This window comes from Bradyrhizobium sp. dw_411, from assembly GCF_018449695.1.
Taxonomy (GTDB): Bacteria; Pseudomonadota; Alphaproteobacteria; order Rhizobiales; family Xanthobacteraceae; genus Bradyrhizobium.
On sequence record NZ_JAAVUY010000001.1, the window covers coordinates 258,662 to 276,433 of the forward strand.

Annotated in this window: 19 protein-coding genes; 8 read left to right on the forward strand and 11 right to left on the reverse strand. The window is 61.6% G+C overall.

Annotation, left to right across the window (positions count from 1 at the left end; translation table 11 throughout):
- The first annotated feature begins 215 nt into the window (after positions 1 to 215).
- Positions 216 to 2,465 (forward strand): ATP-binding protein, encoded by a 2,250-nt coding sequence (locus tag HB676_RS01195; protein WP_213735817.1) that lies wholly within the window; start codon positions 216 to 218, stop codon positions 2,463 to 2,465.
- A gap of 156 nt (positions 2,466 to 2,621) precedes the next feature.
- The gene (locus tag HB676_RS01200) at positions 2,622 to 3,680 is read left to right on the forward strand and encodes an alpha/beta fold hydrolase (RefSeq protein ID WP_213735818.1); all 1,059 of its coding nucleotides are present in this window, start codon (positions 2,622 to 2,624) and stop codon (positions 3,678 to 3,680) included.
- A 24-nt stretch (positions 3,681 to 3,704) separates the two neighbouring features.
- On the opposite strand, the gene coaA is transcribed toward HB676_RS01200, so the two are convergent.
- The 7 genes from coaA to hisB form a co-directional block, all read right to left on the reverse strand.
- Complete coding sequence (coaA, locus tag HB676_RS01205) at positions 3,705 to 4,661, reverse strand: type I pantothenate kinase (RefSeq protein WP_213735819.1); 957 nt, start codon at positions 4,659 to 4,661, stop codon at positions 3,705 to 3,707.
- 12 nt (positions 4,662 to 4,673) lie between these two features.
- On the reverse strand, positions 4,674 to 4,997 hold the full coding sequence (locus tag HB676_RS01210; protein ID WP_213735820.1) for a phosphoribosyl-ATP diphosphatase: 324 nt from the start codon (positions 4,995 to 4,997) through the stop codon (positions 4,674 to 4,676).
- A 73-nt stretch (positions 4,998 to 5,070) separates the two neighbouring features.
- Positions 5,071 to 5,847, reverse strand: coding sequence for an imidazole glycerol phosphate synthase subunit HisF (gene hisF, locus HB676_RS01215; RefSeq protein ID WP_213735821.1), 777 nt, complete (start codon positions 5,845 to 5,847; stop codon positions 5,071 to 5,073).
- A gap of 10 nt (positions 5,848 to 5,857) precedes the next feature.
- Positions 5,858 to 6,607, reverse strand: a complete 750-nt coding sequence (gene hisA, locus HB676_RS01220; RefSeq protein WP_213735822.1) for a 1-(5-phosphoribosyl)-5-[(5-phosphoribosylamino)methylideneamino]imidazole-4-carboxamide isomerase — start codon at positions 6,605 to 6,607, stop codon at positions 5,858 to 5,860.
- Positions 6,595 to 7,245 carry an imidazole glycerol phosphate synthase subunit HisH gene (gene hisH / locus HB676_RS01225; RefSeq protein ID WP_213735823.1) on the reverse strand — a complete coding sequence of 217 codons (651 nt, stop codon included), beginning with the start codon at positions 7,243 to 7,245 and terminating at the stop codon, positions 6,595 to 6,597. Before hisH ends, hisA begins: the two co-directional genes overlap by 13 nt.
- A complete protein-coding gene (locus HB676_RS01230) occupies positions 7,242 to 7,769 on the reverse strand; it encodes a DUF2628 domain-containing protein (protein ID WP_213735824.1) in 528 nt (175 codons plus the stop codon). Before HB676_RS01230 ends, hisH begins: the two co-directional genes overlap by 4 nt.
- Before the next feature lie 27 nt (positions 7,770 to 7,796).
- A complete protein-coding gene (gene hisB / locus HB676_RS01235; protein ID WP_213735825.1) occupies positions 7,797 to 8,390 on the reverse strand; it encodes an imidazoleglycerol-phosphate dehydratase HisB in 594 nt (197 codons plus the stop codon).
- Positions 8,391 to 8,593: 203 nt separating this feature from the next.
- Between hisB and hslV the strand changes: the two genes are divergently transcribed.
- The 5 genes from hslV (at position 8,594) to HB676_RS01260 (ending at position 13,227) form a co-directional block, all read left to right on the forward strand.
- Positions 8,594 to 9,154, forward strand: a complete 561-nt coding sequence (hslV, locus tag HB676_RS01240; protein WP_213735826.1) for an ATP-dependent protease subunit HslV — start codon at positions 8,594 to 8,596, stop codon at positions 9,152 to 9,154.
- Between the two features lie 65 nt (positions 9,155 to 9,219).
- The gene (locus HB676_RS01245; protein WP_213735827.1) at positions 9,220 to 9,822 is read left to right on the forward strand and encodes a DUF2585 domain-containing protein; all 603 of its coding nucleotides are present in this window, start codon (positions 9,220 to 9,222) and stop codon (positions 9,820 to 9,822) included.
- Between the two features lie 40 nt (positions 9,823 to 9,862).
- Positions 9,863 to 11,167 (forward strand): ATP-dependent protease ATPase subunit HslU, encoded by a 1,305-nt coding sequence (hslU, locus tag HB676_RS01250; RefSeq protein WP_213735828.1) that lies wholly within the window; start codon positions 9,863 to 9,865, stop codon positions 11,165 to 11,167.
- Between the two features lie 227 nt (positions 11,168 to 11,394).
- Positions 11,395 to 12,519 carry a hypothetical protein gene (locus tag HB676_RS01255; protein ID WP_213735829.1) on the forward strand — a complete coding sequence of 375 codons (1,125 nt, stop codon included), beginning with the start codon at positions 11,395 to 11,397 and terminating at the stop codon, positions 12,517 to 12,519.
- A gap of 60 nt (positions 12,520 to 12,579) precedes the next feature.
- Entirely contained in the window at positions 12,580 to 13,227 is a 648-nt protein-coding gene (locus HB676_RS01260) for a hypothetical protein (protein WP_213735830.1), read from the forward strand.
- A 28-nt stretch (positions 13,228 to 13,255) separates the two neighbouring features.
- Here HB676_RS01260 and HB676_RS01265 read toward each other — a convergent pair whose 3' ends face one another.
- The 3 genes from HB676_RS01265 to HB676_RS01275 are packed head-to-tail and all read right to left on the reverse strand — an operon-like array spanning position 13,256 to position 16,081.
- The gene (locus HB676_RS01265; protein ID WP_213735831.1) at positions 13,256 to 13,855 is read right to left on the reverse strand and encodes a Smr/MutS family protein; all 600 of its coding nucleotides are present in this window, start codon (positions 13,853 to 13,855) and stop codon (positions 13,256 to 13,258) included.
- The gene (locus HB676_RS01270; RefSeq protein ID WP_249780002.1) at positions 13,852 to 15,399 is read right to left on the reverse strand and encodes an MltA domain-containing protein; all 1,548 of its coding nucleotides are present in this window, start codon (positions 15,397 to 15,399) and stop codon (positions 13,852 to 13,854) included. The genes HB676_RS01265 and HB676_RS01270 overlap by 4 nt, the downstream gene beginning before the upstream one ends.
- Complete coding sequence (locus HB676_RS01275; RefSeq protein ID WP_213735833.1) at positions 15,377 to 16,081, reverse strand: Tim44/TimA family putative adaptor protein; 705 nt, start codon at positions 16,079 to 16,081, stop codon at positions 15,377 to 15,379. Before HB676_RS01275 ends, HB676_RS01270 begins: the two co-directional genes overlap by 23 nt.
- A 495-nt stretch (positions 16,082 to 16,576) precedes the next feature.
- Between HB676_RS01275 and secB the strand changes: the two genes are divergently transcribed.
- The gene (secB, locus tag HB676_RS01280) at positions 16,577 to 17,062 is read left to right on the forward strand and encodes a protein-export chaperone SecB (protein ID WP_213735834.1); all 486 of its coding nucleotides are present in this window, start codon (positions 16,577 to 16,579) and stop codon (positions 17,060 to 17,062) included.
- A 14-nt stretch (positions 17,063 to 17,076) separates the two neighbouring features.
- Here the strand turns inward: secB and dnaQ are convergent, their stop codons facing one another.
- A complete protein-coding gene (gene dnaQ, locus HB676_RS01285) occupies positions 17,077 to 17,772 on the reverse strand; it encodes a DNA polymerase III subunit epsilon (protein WP_213735835.1) in 696 nt (231 codons plus the stop codon).

Sequence of the window (17,772 nt, forward strand, 5' to 3'; positions counted from 1 at the left end):
TAAGGCTCTAGCGGCAGGAACTGCCCGAACGTCCCTTTAACTTCTCGTCAACCATGTTCTTACCGCGCGACACGAGGCCTCCTGTTCTCAAGCACTTCGCAAGGTCGCCGCGCCATCGTCGAGCACAAGCAAACGACGCCATCGGCGCACCCCAAATGCCCGATCGTGCGACGCAATCGGCAGAAAGCCCGAAGAAAGCTCAAAGGTAGCTGCGGATGAAACGGGTTCCCCGGATCAAATTGCGTATACGCCGCTTCTCGCGGCGTCATCCGTGGATCATGTCCTCTGTCCGCTCCTTCACGGTGTTTTCCGCGGCCTTCGGCGGCGCCTATGGCTTCATCGCCGGCAGCCGGTCCGAACAATCCGGCTACGACGCCAACGCCTTTGCGATCGGCGCGAGTTTCCTGTTCGCGGTGGCCTGCGTCGCGCTGGCGACGCTGAGCATGCGGCTGCGATTCATGCGCAAGCGACTTCGCAAGATCGCGCTGCATAATGAAGCGCTGGCCGATCGCAATTGGGAATTGAAGGAAGCCGAGGAGCGCGCCCGCAGCCTGTTCGAATCGCAGGGCGACCTGATCGTGCTGCGCGACGCGCAGGGCCGCATCACCTTCGTCAACGACGCCTATTGCGAACTGGCAAGGCAACCCCGCAGCGCGCTGATCGGCACTCCCTTCACGCTCAAGATTCTGGAGCAGGGCGCTACCGCGCTGGAATCCAACGGCACCCGGATTCACGACCAGCGCGTCGATACGGTATTGGGACCGCGATGGATCGCCTGGCGCGAAGGCCTGATCAGGTCCGACGCGGGCGGCCCCGCCGAGATGCAATCCGTCGGCCGTGACGTGACCGATCGCACCGAAACCGAACGCGCGCTGAGCGATGCCCGCGATCAGGCCGACGCCGCCAACCGCGCCAAATCGCGCTTTCTCGCGATGGCCAGCCATGAAATCCGCACGCCCCTGAACGGAATCATCGGCATGAGCGGGTTGCTGCTGGATACGCCGCTGACGCCGGAGCAGATGACCTACGCCAAGGCCGTCAAAACCTCCGGCGATGCGTTGCTCGCGCTGATCGAGGAACTGTTGGATTATTCCAAGATCGAGGCCGGCAAGCTCGATCTCGAACATCGTCCGTTCGCGCTGGGCACCTTGATCGAGGACATCACCGAACTGCTGGCGCCCCGCGCGCAGGCGCGCAAGCTCGAGATCGCCGCCTATGTCGACGAACGGCTGCCGCAGCAAGTGATCGGCGACGCCGCGCGGTTGCGCCAGGTGCTGCTCAATCTCGCCGGCAACGCGATCAAGTTCACCACGACCGGCGGCGTCGCGCTGATCGTCGAGCCCGGCATCTGGCCCAACGAAATCAGCTTTCTGGTGCGCGACACCGGCATCGGCATCGCACCCGAAGCGCAGCAGCGGATTTTCCGCGAATTCGAGCAGGCCGACGAGCACACCGCGCGCAGCTATGGCGGCACCGGCTTGGGCTTGAGCATCTCCGAGCGCATCGTCAAGCGCATGGGCGGACGCATCACGCTGGAGAGCCTGCCAGGCAAAGGCTCGACCTTCGAAGTGTCGATCCCGCTCACGGCCGCCGACAACAAGGCCGGCGAACAAGCGGCACCGGCGCCGGATCTGACCGGCCAGTCGATCCTGCTGGTGTCACCGCAAAGCATCGAGGCGTCATTGATCGCGCGCCGGCTGCAACGCTGGAGCGGTCAGACCTGCGTGGTGTCGGATATCGACGTCGCCGAGGCGCTATTGCCCGAACGTTCCTGGCACGCGGTGCTGCTGGACCGTGCGTTCGGCGCCGAAGAAGTCGCGCGGCTGGGCGAGGCGGCGCGCAACCACGCCACGCAGCGCATCGTCATGCTGACGCCCGCGACGCGGCAGGAATTGCAACCCGCTTCGGCCTTCACAGGCTATCTGGTCAAACCACTGCGCGCAGCATCGCTCGCGGCCCGGCTGACGACGGCGCCGGAAATCACGGCGCCAAACCTTGCCCATGATGTGTCGATCGAGCCGCTCGACCACGCCGAGGCGTCATCGGTCGCCGCCACGCGCGGGCTATCGGTGCTGGTCGCCGAAGACAACGAGATCAACGCGCTCCTGATGCGATCGCTGCTGACAAGGTTGGGCCATCACGTTGTCATCACCACCAATGGCGAGGAAGCGCTGGAATCCTGGCTTGGCGCGCGATCCGCAGGCGCGCCCTATGACCTCGTGCTGATGGATATCCAGATGCCGCGGCTCGACGGCATCGAAACCACCAAGCGCATTCGCGCCCGCGAAGCCGGACAGCCCGGCCGCCAGACGCCGATCCTGGCGCTGACAGCGAATACGCTGGTGGAGGATCGCTACGCCTGTTTCGAAGCCGGCATGGACGGCTTCCTGATCAAGCCGCTCGATCGCGAGAAACTGACCGAAGCGCTGGCGGGCCTCGCGGCTTCGCGGCATCTCGTCGGCTGATCCCCCGCGGGACGCGGCGCTGCCGTTCCGACGATGCGCTTGACGCATTGGCCGATTCCATCGACCATGCGCGCATGTGAATGCAAGGCCTGCCAACGCGCGGCTTGAACAAGAACGAAACAAAACAACTAACAAAAAACTCCCGGGAGGACTTCGATGACCAACAGATTTTTACAGATATCTTTGGCATGTCTCGTCGCAGGCACTTTTGCCGGCGCGCCCGCCCAGGCCAAAGAGCCAAAGCTGGAATCGACCGATACCATGATCCCGTCGGGGGACCCGGGTATCCAGTTGTTCGTGCGCAACAAGCATCTCGCAAGCAAGCAATCCTCGCCGGACAAGATCCTGCTGTTCGTACACGGCGCGACCTATCCGGCCGAGACCGCGTTCGACCTGCCGATCGAGGGCGTCTCGATGATGGATCTGATCGCGTCGCGTGGTTATGACGTCTATCTCGTCGATGTCCGGGGCTATGGCCGCTCAACCCGGCCGGCCGAGATGAGCCAGCCGCCGGCCGCGAACAAGCCGCTCGTCTCGACGCAGGTCGCGGCGCATGATCTCGGCGCCGCCGTCGATTACATCCTCAAAAAGCGCAAGGTCTCGAAGATCAATGTGATGGGCTGGTCGTGGGGCACCTCGATCTCCGGGTCCTACACCAGCGAGCATAATGACAAGGTCAGCAAGCTGGTACTCTACGCGCCGCAATGGATTCGCAACGAACCGCCGGCGCCGGCCGCCGCCAACGCGCCGCCGATGGGCGCCTATCGGCTGGTCTCGAAAGAATCCGCCAAGGCGCGCTGGCTGAAGGGCGTCGCCGCGGACAAGCAGGCCGATCTGATTCCGCCCGGCGTATTCGACGCCTGGGCCGACGCGACCTGGGCCACGGATCCCGAATCCTCCAAGCAGAACCCGCCGATGCTGCGCGCGACGAACGGCGTTATGGAGGACAGCCTGAATTACTGGGCCGCCGGCAAGGCGCTGTACGATCCCGGCAAGATCACGGTGCCGACGTTGCTGCTGCATGCCGAATGGGATGCGGATCTGCCGAGCTATCAGGCGCAGGCCTATTTCGCGCAGTTGAAGAACGCGCCTTACAAGCGGCTGATCGAACTCAGCGAAGGCACGCATACGGTGATGCTGGAAAAGAACCGCATGCAGTTCTTCCACGAGCTGATGGGATTCCTCGACGAGGAAAAGCCGCTGGCGCTGAAATAAACTGCGAAAGGTGAAGCGGCGGCGCTATAGCCGCCGCAACGCCACGGTCTCGACCACATGATCCCTGCCCTTTTTCAGGATCAGCGTCGCGCGCGGCCGGGTCGGCAGAATATTGTCCTCGAGATTGGCGAGGTTGGTGCGCTCCCAGATCGCCAGCGCGGTCGCGGTGGCTTCCTCGTCGGAGAGCAGCGCATAGCGGTTGAAATAGGATCTGGGATCGTGGAACGCGGTATCGCGCAGCGTCAGGAAACGCCGGACATACCATTCGCGCAGCACCGATTCCTCGGCGTCGATATAGACGGAGAAATCGAAGAAGTCCGACACCACCGGAACCGCCTTGCCGTCGCGCGGGAGCCGGCCGGTCTGCAGCACGTTGACGCCTTCGACGATCAGGATGTCCGGCCGGTCGACCTCGATCCACTCGTTCGGAATGATGTCATAGGTCAGATGCGAATAGACCGGCGCCCGCACCGGCCGCCGCCCCGCCTTGATGTCGCTCAGGAACGACAGCAGCGTCGGCAGGTCGTAGCTCTCCGGAAAGCCCTTCTTCTGCATCAGGCCTTGCCGCTCGAGCACGGCATTGGGAAACAGAAATCCGTCCGTCGTCACCATGTCGACTTTCGGTCGCGGCGACCACCGCGCCAGCAGCGCCTGCAGCACGCGCGCGGTGGTGGATTTTCCGACCGCGACCGATCCCGCAACGCCGATAATGTAGGGCATCTTGCGGTCTTCGATGCCGAGAAAGCGCCGCTGCGCGAAATACAGCCGTTGCATCGCATCGACATAGATCGACAGCAGACGCGACAGCGGCAGATAAATTTCCTCGACCTCCTTGAGATCGAGCCGGTCGTGCATCGAATGCAGCTTGGCGATCTCGTGGGCTTCCAGCGTCATCGGCGCGTCGTCGCGCAGCCGCGCCCATTGATCGCGGGAGAACACCCGATACGGATTATACTGCTGGTCTGCTGCCCGCATATCCATGAGCGTCGCCCTCTAGTCGCGCTTGCGCGCCGCCTTCTCCTCGAGCCCGGACATGGTCGTGCGCTGCCCAAGGGCGGCCTCGACATCCTCAAGCTTCACGCCGCGCGATTTCAACAGCACCAGAAAATGAAACATCAGATCGGCGCCTTCGGCGATCAGATGGTCGCGGTCGTTCTCGACCGCGGCGATCACGGTTTCCACCGCCTCCTCGCCGAATTTCTTGGCGCAATGCTCCGCACCCTTGTCGAGCAGCTTGCGGGTATAGGACCCCTCGCCCGTCGCCGCCGCGCGGGCATCGATGGTGGTGGCCAGATCATAAAGCGTGAAACGTGACATCGACTGAACTCAATACACCGGCCACAAGAGGCCCATCCCCTTGGATATGTAGCACTTCTGTCACAAGGAGTCGTCAGGGATCGAGCCGCATCGGCAGCCCGTTGCGGACCATGTGGTCCTTGGCTTCGCGGATGGTAAATTCGCCGAAATGGAAGATTGAGGCCGCCAGCACCGCGGTGGCGTGCCCCTCCCGGATACCATCGACCAGATGATCGAGATTGCCGACGCCGCCAGAGGCGATCACGGGCACGGCGATACTGTCCGCCACCGCCTGCGTCAGCGGAATATCGAAACCCTGCCGGGTGCCGTCCCGGTCCATCGAGGTCAGCAGGATTTCACCGGCGCCGAGCGAGACGACTTCCTGGGCATATTCGATGGCATCGATCCCGGTGGAATTGCGTCCGCCATGGGTGAAGATTTCCCAGCGCTCCGACCCGCCTCCGCGCTTGACCCGCTTGGCGTCGATCGCGACCACGATGCACTGGTCGCCAAATTTCTCGGCGGCTTCCTTGACGAATTCGCGCCGGCTGACGGCCGCGCTGTTGATCGAAACCTTGTCGGCGCCGGAACGCAGCAACGCCTTGATGTCGTCGACCGTACGCACCCCACCGCCCACCGTGAGCGGCATGAAGCACGCCTCCGCCGTGCGCCGGACCACGTCCATCATGGTGCCGCGATTTTCATGGGTCGCCGTGATGTCGAGGAAACACAGTTCATCGGCGCCGGCGGCATCATAGGCAATCGCGGCTTCGACGGGATCTCCGGCATCGCGCAGATCGACGAAGTTGACGCCCTTGACCACCCTTCCGTCCTTGACGTCGAGACAGGGAATCACGCGCACCTTGAACATCAGATAACTCCTAGGCCGCAGCGCGCGCGTTGCGGATCAGCGCCAACGCAGCCGCCGGATCGAGGCGGCCGTCGTAGAGCGCGCGGCCCGCGATGGCGCCAGCGAGTTTCTTGGCGCGCGGCTGCAGCAATGCCTTCACGTCCTCGATCGAGGCAAAGCCGCCCGAAGCAATGACTGGTATCGATATCTGCCCGGCCAGCGCAATCGTCGCGTCGAGATTGAGACCCTTCAGCAGACCATCGCGCGCAATATCGGTAAAGATGATCGCGGCCACACCGGCATCCTCAAAGCGTTTTGCGATTTCGAGCGCGGTGACCTGCGAGGTCTCCGCCCAGCCTTCGACCGCGACCTTGCCGTCGCGCGCATCGAGGCCCACCGCGACGCGGCCGGGAAATTTCTTCGCCGCACCCTTGACCAGTTCGGGATCACGCACCGCCGCGGTGCCGATGATCACCCGCGCCACGCCCTTCGCGAGCCAGCCTTCAACCGTGCTCAGATCGCGAATACCGCCGCCGAGCTGCACCGGCATCGTGACGGCTTTCAACATCCCCTCGACCGCCTGCGCGTTCATCGGCTTGCCGGCAAAGGCGCCGTCGAGGTCGACGACATGGAGATATTCGAAGCCCTGCGCCGCAAAGCTGCGCGCCTGGTCAGCGGGATCGAGGTTGAACACGGTCGCGCGCGCCATGTCGCCCTGTTCGAGGCGCACGCACTGACCATTCTTTAGATCGATGGCAGGAAAAAGGATCACGGCTTCCATTTCAAAAAATTCGAAATCAGCGCCAGCCCGAACCGCTGGCTCTTCTCCGGGTGAAATTGCGTGCCGATCGCGGTGTCCTTGCCGACGATCGCCGTCACCGGGCCGCCGTAATCCGCCCGCGCCAGCACGTCCGCCTCGTTGGTCGCATTGAGGTGGTAGGAATGCACGAAGTACGCATGGCGTCCCTTCGGCCCGAGCGGCAACCGCTCCAGCACCGGATGCTCCCGGATCATATCGAGCGTGTTCCAGCCCATATGCGGGATTTTCAGATTCTCCTGGCGCGGCGAGATCTTCTCGACATCGCCGGCGATCCAGTTGAATCCGTTGGTCGTAACATGCTCCTTGCCGCGGGTCGCCATCAACTGCATGCCGACGCAGATGCCGAAGAACGGCCGCGCCTTGTTGCGCACAGCCTCGGTCATCGCCTCGATCATGCCGTCAAGCGAATCGAGGCCCCTGCGGCAATCCGCAAAGGCGCCAACCCCGGGCAGCACGATGCGATCGGCGCGAAACACCGTTTCGGGATCGCGGGTCACCACGATTTTCTCGGGCTGCTCCATGCTGCGGCTGGCGCGCTCGAATGCTTTCGCGGCGGAGTGCAGATTGCCGGAGCCGTAATCGATGATCGCAACGCTCACCGCGATCCTCCCGGCTCTGGAAACAATCCAATGATATCGCCAGGAGGCCCCGGCGGCCGAGAAAAGGGCTCGCCCGGAACATCGCGTGTCGGCGGCGGGCCACCGCGATCGACCGCCATCTGATCATTGCTGAGCGCGCGCTGCTTGGCGGTCCAGCGATCGAAAAAGCGCCGTTCGGCGGCTTCCTCGTCGTCGGCCACCACGATGTCGAGCTGACGCCATTTGCGCCGCGACAGGGTCCAGCGTTGCAGACTGGCCGCTTCAAATCCGAGCAGCAGTGCCAGCAGCCCGTCCACCGCAAAGACCGTGGCGCCGGAAAGTCCAAGCCGCACCATCGCGACATCGATGACGGCCATCAAAACGATCCAACCGATCAGCGCCAGCCACAGGCGATGCCAGGCCAGCCAGATCACACCTAGAATCGCGGCCCAGACATGAAAGCCGTCACGAACGAACGCAAAGCGATCGGTCGCGCGAATATCCGTATTGCCGCCCACGGGGGCATGCACTGTGTAAACCGGCATCGTACCTCTCCGCCGATGAAACCAAAATCAGCCGCCGAGCTGACCCTTGGTGGACGGCACTTCGCCTGCAGCGCGCGGATCGATCGCGACCGCTGCGCGCAGCGCCCTCGCCAGACCCTTGAAGCAGGATTCGGCGATATGATGGCTGTTCTCGCCATATAGGGTCTCGACGTGCAAAGTCACGCCGGCATTGATGGTGAACGCGTTGAACCATTCGCGTACCAATTCGGTGTCGAACTGGCCGACCTTGTCGCGCGGAAAGTCCACCTTGAACACCAGCACCGGCCGACCGGAAATGTCGATCACGACGCGCGACAGGGTCTCGTCCATCGGCATATGGATGCTGGCATAGCGGGTGATGCCGGCCATGGTGCCGAGCGCCTGTTTCACCGCCTGACCGAGCGCGATCCCGACATCCTCCGTGGTGTGATGATGGTCGATATGAAGATCGCCCACCGCCTTCACCGTCATGTCGATGCGCGAATGCCGGGCCAAGAGATCGAGCATATGGTCAAAAAAGCCGATTCCGGTCGCGACGTTGGATACGCCTGATCCGTCGAGGTTGATCGTCACCTCGATGTCGGTCTCTTTGGTCTTGCGCTTGATGGTCGCGGTGCGCATGAAAAGTGCTTCCCCTGGGCCGGTTTCGGGCCGAAAACGCGGCCCTTTTAACAGGCCCCTCCGGCCTTCGCTACTGCGGGATGGGCCGATAAAGGCTGAACTTCGGCCTATGGTGACCGGAATCCGGCTCGCAAACACCCCGGATCATGCCGATTGCAACCATCCGCCCGAATCCCTAAATCCCTGCCAACGCGAGGTCCTTCATGCACGCATCCGAATCCCAGTCGCCGGTTTGGCACGGCACCACCATTTTGACGGTCCGCAAGGGCGGCAAAGTCGTGATCGGCGGCGACGGGCAGGTGTCGATCGGCCAGACCGTGATCAAATCCAACGCCAAAAAGGTCCGAAAACTCGGCAAGGGCGACGTGATCGGCGGTTTTGCCGGCGCGACCGCCGACGCTTTCACGCTGTTCGAGCGGCTGGAAAGCAAGCTTGAGCAATATCCGGGGCAGTTGACCCGGGCCGCGGTTGAGCTCGCCAAGGACTGGCGCACCGATCGCTATTTGCGGCGATTGGAAGCGATGATGATCGTCGCCGACAAGGACGTCTCGCTGGTCCTGACCGGGACCGGCGACGTGCTGGAGCCCGAGGCCGGCGTGATGGCGATCGGGTCCGGCGGCAACTATGCGCTGGCGGCCGCCCGCGCTCTGGTCGACACCGACAAGGACGCCGAGACCATCGTGCGCCGGGCGCTCGATATCGCCGCCGACATTTGCGTCTACACCAATCGGAACGTGACCATCGAGACGCTGCAGGCCGGCTGATCGATGGCGCCGGACTATGCCTTCCGCTCAATGTCCGCCGATGACCTTGCGATGAGCCGCAACCGATGACGCTTGACCACGATACGTCGCCCGGCACAGGTCTTTCACCGTGGCAATGGTTCCTGATCGCGGCCGGACTGCTTGCGCTGCAAGCCTCGATCCTGTTTGCGATGGGCCGGCTGCCGATCTGCGCCTGCGGCTACGTCAAATTATGGCACGGCGTGGTGCAGAGTTCGGAGAACTCGCAGCACATCACCGATTGGTACACTTTCTCGCACATCATCCACGGCTTCCTGTTTTATGCCGCGACCTGGCTGATGTTGCCGCGCCTGTCCTGGCCCGGCCGGCTGATTGTCGCGATGGTGCTCGAAGGCGGCTGGGAGATCGTTGAAAATTCCAACTGGATTATCGAACGATATCGTTCCGCCACGATGTCGCTGGATTATTTTGGCGACAGCATCGTCAACTCGGTGTCCGATACGCTGTCCATGATCACGGGCTTCCTGCTGGCCCGGAAGCTTCCGGTAGCGCTGACCATCATCCTGGCGCTGGCATTCGAGATTTTGGTCGGGCTGCATATTCGCGATAACCTCACTCTGAACATCATCATGCTGATTCATCCGTTTGAGGCCATCCGGCAGTGGCAGGCGGGGCCACCGATCATTTAAAACGGCTTGTGCCCGTAACATTCCAACCTACCTAGGACCCATGACCGACTTTTCGCCCCGTGAAATCGTCTCCGAACTCGACCGCTTCATTGTCGGCCAGGCCGATGCCAAGCGCGCCGTCTCCATCGCGTTGCGTAACCGCTGGCGGCGGTTGCAGCTTACCGGCTCCCTGCGCGAGGAAGTGCTGCCGAAAAATATCCTGATGATCGGGCCAACCGGTGTCGGCAAGACCGAAATCGCACGGCGGCTGGCGAAACTCGCGGGCGCACCGTTCATCAAGGTCGAGGCCACGAAATTCACCGAGGTCGGCTATGTCGGCCGCGACGTCGAACAGATCATCCGCGATCTCGTCGAAGTCGCGATCGCGCAGACCCGCGAACGCAAGCGCAAGGACGTGCAGGCGCGCGCGCAGCTCGCCGCCGAAGAGCGTGTGCTCGACGCGCTGGTCGGCGCCAATTCCAGCGCCGCGACGCGAGATTCGTTTCGCAAGAAACTGCGCGCCGGCGAACTCAACGACAAGGAAATCGAGATCGAGACGCAGTCTTCTGGCAGCGGAATGCCGATGTTCGAAATTCCCGGAATGCCCGGCGCGCAGATGGGCGCGATCTCGATCGGCGACATCTTCGGCAAGATGGGCGGCCGGACCAAGACCCGCCGCCTCACGGTCGAGGATTCCCACGAAACCCTCGTCAACGAGGAATCCGACAAGCTGCTCGACAGCGATCAACTGGTGCAGGAAGCGATCAACGCGGTCGAGAATAACGGCATCGTATTTCTGGACGAGATCGACAAGATCTGCGTGCGCGATGGCCGCAGCGGCGGCGATGTGTCGCGCGAAGGCGTGCAACGCGACCTCCTGCCCCTGATCGAAGGCACGACCGTGTCCACTAAACATGGCGCGGTCAAAACCGACCACATCCTGTTCATCGCCTCCGGCGCATTTCACATCGCCAAGCCATCCGACCTGCTGCCCGAACTGCAGGGTCGCCTGCCGATCCGCGTCGAGCTGGAAGCCCTGACCCGCGACGACATGCGCCGCATCCTGACCGAGCCGGAGGCCTCGCTGATCAAGCAATATGTCGCGTTGTTGCAGACCGAAGGCGTGACACTTGTCATTACCGACGGCGCGATCGACGCGCTCGCCGATGTCGCGGTCGCGGTCAATTCGACGGTGGAGAATATCGGCGCCCGGCGGCTGCAGACCGTGATGGAGCGGGTGCTGGACGAGATTTCCTTTGCCGCGCCCGACCGCAATGGCGAAACCATCCAGATCGACGCTGAATATGTACAGAAACACGTCGGCGATCTCGCCAAGAATGCGGATTTGAGCCGGTTTATTTTGTAGGGTTGGTCGTCTCTCTCCGCCCGTCGTTCCGGCCTTGCGCCGGGACCCATAGCCACTGGCGGCGGTTATGCGGGAGATACTAGCGGCTCTGCTTTTATCGAGAGATCACGCGGTATGGGTCCCGGCTCGAGGCCGGGACGACGCCCGGGGTTATGGCGCATTGCGCGTAGCGCATCCGGCATGTGATAAGTTTGCACCTAGCTTAGCGGTTGTCTTTCAGGTGCTAAATGAACTTGCGGTTGCGGGAAAATCCCTGGCGCTTGATGCTGGCCGTCAACGTCGCCGTTGTGATCGGGGTTTTTCTCTACAAGATCACCCGCGAGCCCTATGTCCCTTACATCCATCTGGTGGTCGATTATCATTTCGGCTTTACCAAACGCGCGCTGATCGGCGCGATCGTGGGGCTGTTCTTCTCCAAGGTGCCGGTCTGGCTGGTATTCGCGCTCAGCGGCGCGGTATGGCTGATTACATCAGGTCTGTTCATCAAGCTGTTTCAGCGCACCTTCGGCCTCGATGAGGAGCATCTGCCGCTGTTCGTATTGATGGCGGGCTCGCCGTTTTTTCTGAAGAACTTCATGCACACGCTCGGCCATTTCGATATTTACGGCTGCGCGCTGGCGATCGGCCTGCTGCTGGTGCCTGCGCGCTCCGTTGCCTTTGTGATTTTGGCGGCGCTGGGATCGATAATCCTTCTTCTGATCCATCACATTCATCTCTTGATGTATGTGCCGACCATCGCAGTCATCGTGGTGCTGCGTTATTATCTCGTGCAGTGCCTGAGCGCGCTGAACGTGGCGATCGGAATTGCAGCCCTTGCGGCCATCGGCATTCTTTTTGTCGCAGCACAATTCTATGGATCGATCGGCGTACCGCAGGACGTGTTCGTCGATTATCTAAAAGGCCGCATGGCGGATCCGACGCGGACCAATCTCCTGAGCTTTGCTTACATCTGGTATCAGCCGTTGCCGCAGGAAATCCGGGACACCTGGGAGCGCATGCCGTCCAACATCCTGGGCGTGCCGGTGTTCGCATTGCTGATCTGGCTGCATGCCCCGCTGTGGCGATATTTTGCCGACCTGATCCGCGCGCTTGCGGAAGACATGCATCGGTGCATCGTCATCGCTGGCCTGGTCGCGGTGAGCTTTGGCTATCTCATTATGTTCGGGATCGTGTTCGACTATTCGCGCTGGGTATCGAACTGGGCGGTCTGCATGTTCCTGATCCTGCATGCCGTCAAAACGCTGCCTGCCTCACAGGCCGTTCCATCCCTCGCGACGGACAACCCCAAAACCACCCTGCTCGGCTGGATCGTGACCCTTATTCCGCGCGTCGGGATCGTGCGGCCGTTCTAATCTTGTGTTTCATAGATTAGCGTTTCGAATCCGCCGTTTCCTCCACCGTAGAGAATGCCAGTGACAACTGAGGTCGAAGACGATGAGGTCATCCTGTTTGAACAAAGGCCGAATGTGTTCTTGTATGCGCTTGAAGTAACGCGGATCGGATACCCGCTTGTGGCCGTCGCGCTTCTCGCGAGCCTGTCGGTTATCTACTTCAAGGGGCTACATGTGAACATGGTGCGCTTAGCGCTTCTCGAACTGTTCTCGTACGTTCTTGGCAATTTGTGTTTTTTCTTGGTGGCAATTTCTAAAGCTTGCTTCCTCACGGTTATTGCCACCAATCGGCGGGCAATCGTCAGATTTTCTGGCTGGGGAATAGCCACAACTGACGGGGTTTCAATCGCGATCGAGGCGATAACTCGTATCGAGACAAATTCATACGGCGCGACCTATGGAAGCGTTTATTTGGAATCCGACCAGGCATCACGTCGAAAGAGTTCGAAAAACAGCAAACACACATTTTCGGAGCAACGGGCGCCGCCGTATATCTCCGGTGAGCCAAGTGACGTTGCTGATCCAATCAAAAGAACCGTCTCGATTTGGCGTTCGATGCCTTTCGCGCCTCGCTTGTATGGATTCTATGGATTCAAGCGCTTCGACGAGTTCGCGCGCATTGTGAGCGAGCGGCACAAACTACGCTCAATGATGGTTTCCGAGGGGTGATAGCGATATAAAGAGTAGAGCGTGCGCTTCAGACCCGGGATCGCCTGATCCGCACGTAAAGCGCACCCGCGCCGCCATGGCCGATATGCGCTTCTTCAAAACCAACCACCAGCGTGCGGAATTCCGGCAGATTCAGCCAAAGCGGCACCTGCCGGCGCAATATCCCGCGCTCGGATTCCGCGCCGATGGTGCGGCCCTTGCCGGTGATGACCAGCACAAACGTCAGGCCGTCGCTGTGGGCACGCTGCAAAAAGCCTGACAACGCGCGGTGCGCGCGGGTCTGTGTCATGCCGTGCAAATCGAGCCGGGCTTCGATTTCCTTGCGGCCGCGGGACAAATGCGAACGCTCGCGGCGTCCCAGCGGCGCCAGCGGAGGCGGTGCGGGTACCGTCGGCGTTGGTGCTTGCGGAATTTTAACTGGCGGATGTGATTTCGGCGATATCTCGGATTTCGCTGCCACGGGCGCTTCTGAAGGCGGCGCGGCAGCCTCCGGCTTTGACGTGCGATGTCGCTTGCGCAACGGCTTGGCTTGTCTCGCGACGCTTTCCCACAGCGCGCGCTCTTCTTCACTCAGGCTGCGCTTGCGGCGTGGCGTCGATAATTCCGGAATTTGCGGCGGGCGTTTCATCGGCGGCGGCGATAGTGATTGACGCGACGGTAGCGATGGCGACGCCCTTCCGGTGCCGGCTTGATATCAGGACGCGCCTCCGGGAGCGGTACCGGTTTGGCGACCGCTGTTGATGCCGAAGCCTGCGGCGGCACGGCAACGGAAGTGTCTGAGGGCTTCTTTTGATCCTTCAGGGGATCGATCTGCGGAAACAGCTTTGCGATTTTCTCCGAGGGCCGCGGATCCGGCACCGGCATCTTGCTGCCGCGCGCTGCCGGGTCGAGGCTTTTCGGCACCAGCATGACAAAACGCATATTGTGCCGGAAGCGGCCGGATACCCGACCGGCATCGGCGCCGGCGCCGTAGTAGATGTCGGCGCGCGCCGGTCCCGTGATCGCCGAACCCGTGTCCTGCGCCACCATCAGCCGGCGAAACGGTGTCTTCGACTGTTCGGAATCAATCGGCAGTTCGCCTTCGATAAAAAACGGCGTGCCGTAAACATGCAGGCCCTTGTCGACCGCAATCGAACGGCCCGGCGTCAGCGGCACGCCCTGGGCGCCGACCGCTTCATCCTTGTCGGAAAGATTCACCTCGCGGAAAAACACATAGGCCCGGTTCGCGCGCCGCAATTCCTTGGCGCCATCGGGATTCTGATCCATCCATTCCCGGATCCGCTGCATCGACATCTGCTCTTTGGGAATGATGCCGCGATCGATCAGGATGCGACCGACCGCCGTATAGGGATAGCCATTATGCGCATCGTAATTGATGCGGATGGTCGAACCGTCTTCGAGATGGACCCGCGCCGAACCCTGGATCTGGGTGAACAGCAAATCGGTCTGATTTTTCAGCCAGCAGATTTCGAGGCCGCGGCCGGCGATCGCGCCATCTTCGATCTCGCCGCGATCATAATACGGCACCAGCTTGCGGCGGCCAATCTTGCGAAACACCTGGCCCTTGTTGGGCAGGCTGGCCGCGCTCTGTTTGAAGCCGCGGACGAACAGGTTCGACGGGCGGCGATAGACCGGCACATTATAGACATCGGTCTGGGTCCGGGATCCGTCAATCACCGGCTCGTAGTAACCGGTGACAAAGCCTGCATCCTCGCCGAGCCGCGAGATCCGCAAGGCGCGAAAATTTTCCTCGAAGAAGGTTTTTGCCTTGGCGCTATCGGGCAGGTCGAGCGCCTTGGCCGCGCGGCAGGGTTCACGCAGCGACGTGCCCAGCGCCTTGGGATCGGAGACCGGGCTTTGCTGCTCGGCGATCGACCGGCAACTGACGCGAAAGGCCTTGTAGGCTGCCAGATGATCGTCCTCGTTCCAGCCCGCGATCTCCGACCACGCCACCGGCGCGTATTGACTGCTTGGGATATCAAGCGGCCACTCAAGGTGTGGATAGGGGATGGAACGGGCTTCCGGCAGATGCTCACGCGCGCTGTGCGTGGCGCGCGATCGCCGTGCAGCATCTGCGGTGAACGGCGTCAGCGCCAACGCCACAACGATCACACAACACGCGGCGGCGTAGTGTCTGATCTCACGCGCGTTAGTGAGCGCTTCCGGTGCCAACCAGCTTCCAGTTCGGATCGCGTGAGGTCGTGTCGCGGGCGAATGTCCAAACATCGGTGATATCGGCAACCTTGTCCGGATTGCCGTCGACAATGGTGCCGGCCTTGTCGCGGGTGACCGAAATCATCTGCGACACAAAACGCACGGTCAGTTGCGCCGCACGGTCGCGGGCTTCGGCCCCGACCAGTTCGGCCTTGTCGATCGAAACGAAACGCGTTTCGGTCTTGTGTTCTTGTTTCTCGCGATCCTTGATCACGGCATCGAAGCTGTCGAACACTTCCGACGACAACAAATCCTTCAGCGAGCGGCGATCGCCATTGGCGAACGCCAACACGATCATCTCATAGGCGCTCTTGGCACCACTGATGAAATGACGGGGGTCGAAAGAGGAATCCTGGGCTGCAATCGTATCGAGACCCTGAGCCAGCGCGGTGCCAGACTCGGCCAAGCCTTTCCAGCGATCGGTCGGCGGCGTCACATCGGCGGTCGGCGCCAGCGGCGTCTGGTCGATGACGGAACCAGGCATCGGAACGACACTATTGTCCTGCGCGCCCTGCACCACATTGCGGGCCGCGCGATCATAGGGCGGCCGCTCGTTTCCGGTGCGCTGTCCGAGGACATTGCGCAGGCGCAGGAAGATGAAGACGGCCAACGCCAGGAAGATGATGGTGTAAATATCCACGTCGCATTCGCTTTCTGGTCTGCGCCGGCGTTAGGTCCGGCGATAGAGCGTTCCCCTCAGGGAACGGCAGATATTACATCATGGATGGGTCTGCAGCATGTAGGCACGAAACTTGGCCTGGCCAATGGCGCGTTCTGGCAGATAAAGCCACGACCGTTAAAATAGGCCAAACCGATGCTTTTACCCGGTAGCCACGGGTCGAATTGTAGCGCGTTTTCACGTTCAGGGGAAACCCCGATCGTGCCCGGAAATCGCGCATATTCAACAATTTAGAGTGTATCCTCCACAGCTTGGCCACAGGTCTTCCCTATATCCGGCGAAGTTAACGATCCCAATGGACAACGACGCCTTCCGCGGCCTGCCGGCCATTGTCGTCCTTGTGGAATGAGGCGCGGCTATGATAGCCACTCGCCCCGACAGGGCATTTCGCACCTTGCGAGCGGATTTAGCTGCAAACCGGCCCGGATCGCTTGAAAAGTTCCAGGAGAGACATCCATGACCAACGGCAACGGCGCGCCTCCCGAGGCAGCCCCTCCTCCGCAGCTGAACGTGCTGGCGCAGTATACCAAGGACCTTTCGTTCGAAAATCCGAACGCTCCGGCCTCGCTGGCGCCGCAACAGCAGCAGCCGGCAATCAACATCCAGATCAACGTCACCGCCAATAATATCTCCGAAACTGAATATGAAGTGACGCTCTCGGTCGAGGGCAAGGCGGAAAACGCCGGCAAGGTCATGTTCAGCTTCGACCTCGCTTATGCCGGTGTGTTCCGGATCGTTAACGTGCCGAAGGAAAACCTTCATCCGCTCGTCATGATCGAATGCCCGCGGCTGTTGTTCCCGTTCGCACGCGAGATCATCGCGACCTCGGTGCGCGATGGCGGGTTCCCGCCGCTGATGCTCGACCCGGTCGATTTTGTCGGTCTGTACCGTCAGAATCTGGAGCGGCAATCGGCCGAAGCGTCTCAGATCAAACCGAGCTGATTTAGCTCTCGATTTTAGGCACCCAAAAAATCATTCCAGATCGGTTTGTCGCCCAGCGTGGCGACAAACTCCCGATGCGCGGCGCGGTCCGCCTCGGTCACACGTGGCGCCAGCGGTTCCGACCGCTGCCGCCGCGGCATTTCGCCGACCCCATTGGTGCGGGTCTCGCGGGTTTCCGAGGCCAGAATCAATTGCGACTGCCGGGCCCCGATCAGATCGATATAGACCTCGGCCAGTAATTCCGCGTCGAGCAGCGCGCCGTGCTTGGTGCGGCGGGAATTGTCGATCGCATAGCGCGAACAGAGATCATCGAGGCGGTTGGACACGCCAGGATGCTTGCGCCGCGCCAGCAGCAGCGTATCGACCAGCCGGTCGCGTGAGATGACCGGGCGCTTGATGCGGTCGAGTTCGGCATTGATGAAGCCGATATCGAACGAGGCGTTGTGAATCACCAGCGGCGCATCCGCGATGAACTCCAGAAAATCGTCGACCACCTCGGCGAATAACGGCTTGGTGGCGAGAAATTCGCTGGAAAGACCATGCACGGCGAAGGCTTCGGCCGGCATGTCGCGCTCGGGATTGATATGCCGGTGAAAGGTCTGGCCGGTCGGCATCCGGTTGAAAATCTCGACACAGCCGATTTCGACCAGCCGGTCACCGCGCAGCGGATCGAGGCCGGTGGTTTCGGTATCCAGAATGATTTCGCGCAT

Bases quoted from the DNA above. Each gene is read 5' to 3' on its own strand.
- HB676_RS01245 (WP_213735827.1), top strand. From the start codon at position 9,220: ATGACGCTTGACCACGATACGTCGCCCGGCACAGGTCTTTCACCGTGG.
- HB676_RS01255 (WP_213735829.1), top strand. From the start codon at position 11,395: ATGAACTTGCGGTTGCGGGAAAATCCCTGGCGCTTGATGCTGGCCGTC.
- HB676_RS01230 (WP_213735824.1), bottom strand. From the start codon at position 7,769: ATGCCGGTTTACACAGTGCATGCCCCCGTGGGCGGCAATACGGATATT.
- hisB (WP_213735825.1), bottom strand. From the start codon at position 8,390: ATGCGCACCGCGACCATCAAGCGCAAGACCAAAGAGACCGACATCGAG.
- hslV (WP_213735826.1), top strand. From the start codon at position 8,594: ATGCACGCATCCGAATCCCAGTCGCCGGTTTGGCACGGCACCACCATT.
- HB676_RS01265 (WP_213735831.1), bottom strand. From the start codon at position 13,855: ATGAAACGCCCGCCGCAAATTCCGGAATTATCGACGCCACGCCGCAAG.
- secB (WP_213735834.1), top strand. From the start codon at position 16,577: ATGACCAACGGCAACGGCGCGCCTCCCGAGGCAGCCCCTCCTCCGCAG.
- hslU (WP_213735828.1), top strand. From the start codon at position 9,863: ATGACCGACTTTTCGCCCCGTGAAATCGTCTCCGAACTCGACCGCTTC.
- HB676_RS01200 (WP_213735818.1), top strand. From the start codon at position 2,622: ATGACCAACAGATTTTTACAGATATCTTTGGCATGTCTCGTCGCAGGC.
- HB676_RS01195 (WP_213735817.1), top strand. From the start codon at position 216: ATGAAACGGGTTCCCCGGATCAAATTGCGTATACGCCGCTTCTCGCGG.
- hisA (WP_213735822.1), bottom strand. From the start codon at position 6,607: ATGGAAGCCGTGATCCTTTTTCCTGCCATCGATCTAAAGAATGGTCAG.
- hisF (WP_213735821.1), bottom strand. From the start codon at position 5,847: ATGTTCAAGGTGCGCGTGATTCCCTGTCTCGACGTCAAGGACGGAAGG.
- dnaQ (WP_213735835.1), bottom strand. From the start codon at position 17,772: ATGCGCGAAATCATTCTGGATACCGAAACCACCGGCCTCGATCCGCTG.
- HB676_RS01210 (WP_213735820.1), bottom strand. From the start codon at position 4,997: ATGTCACGTTTCACGCTTTATGATCTGGCCACCACCATCGATGCCCGC.
- coaA (WP_213735819.1), bottom strand. From the start codon at position 4,661: ATGGATATGCGGGCAGCAGACCAGCAGTATAATCCGTATCGGGTGTTC.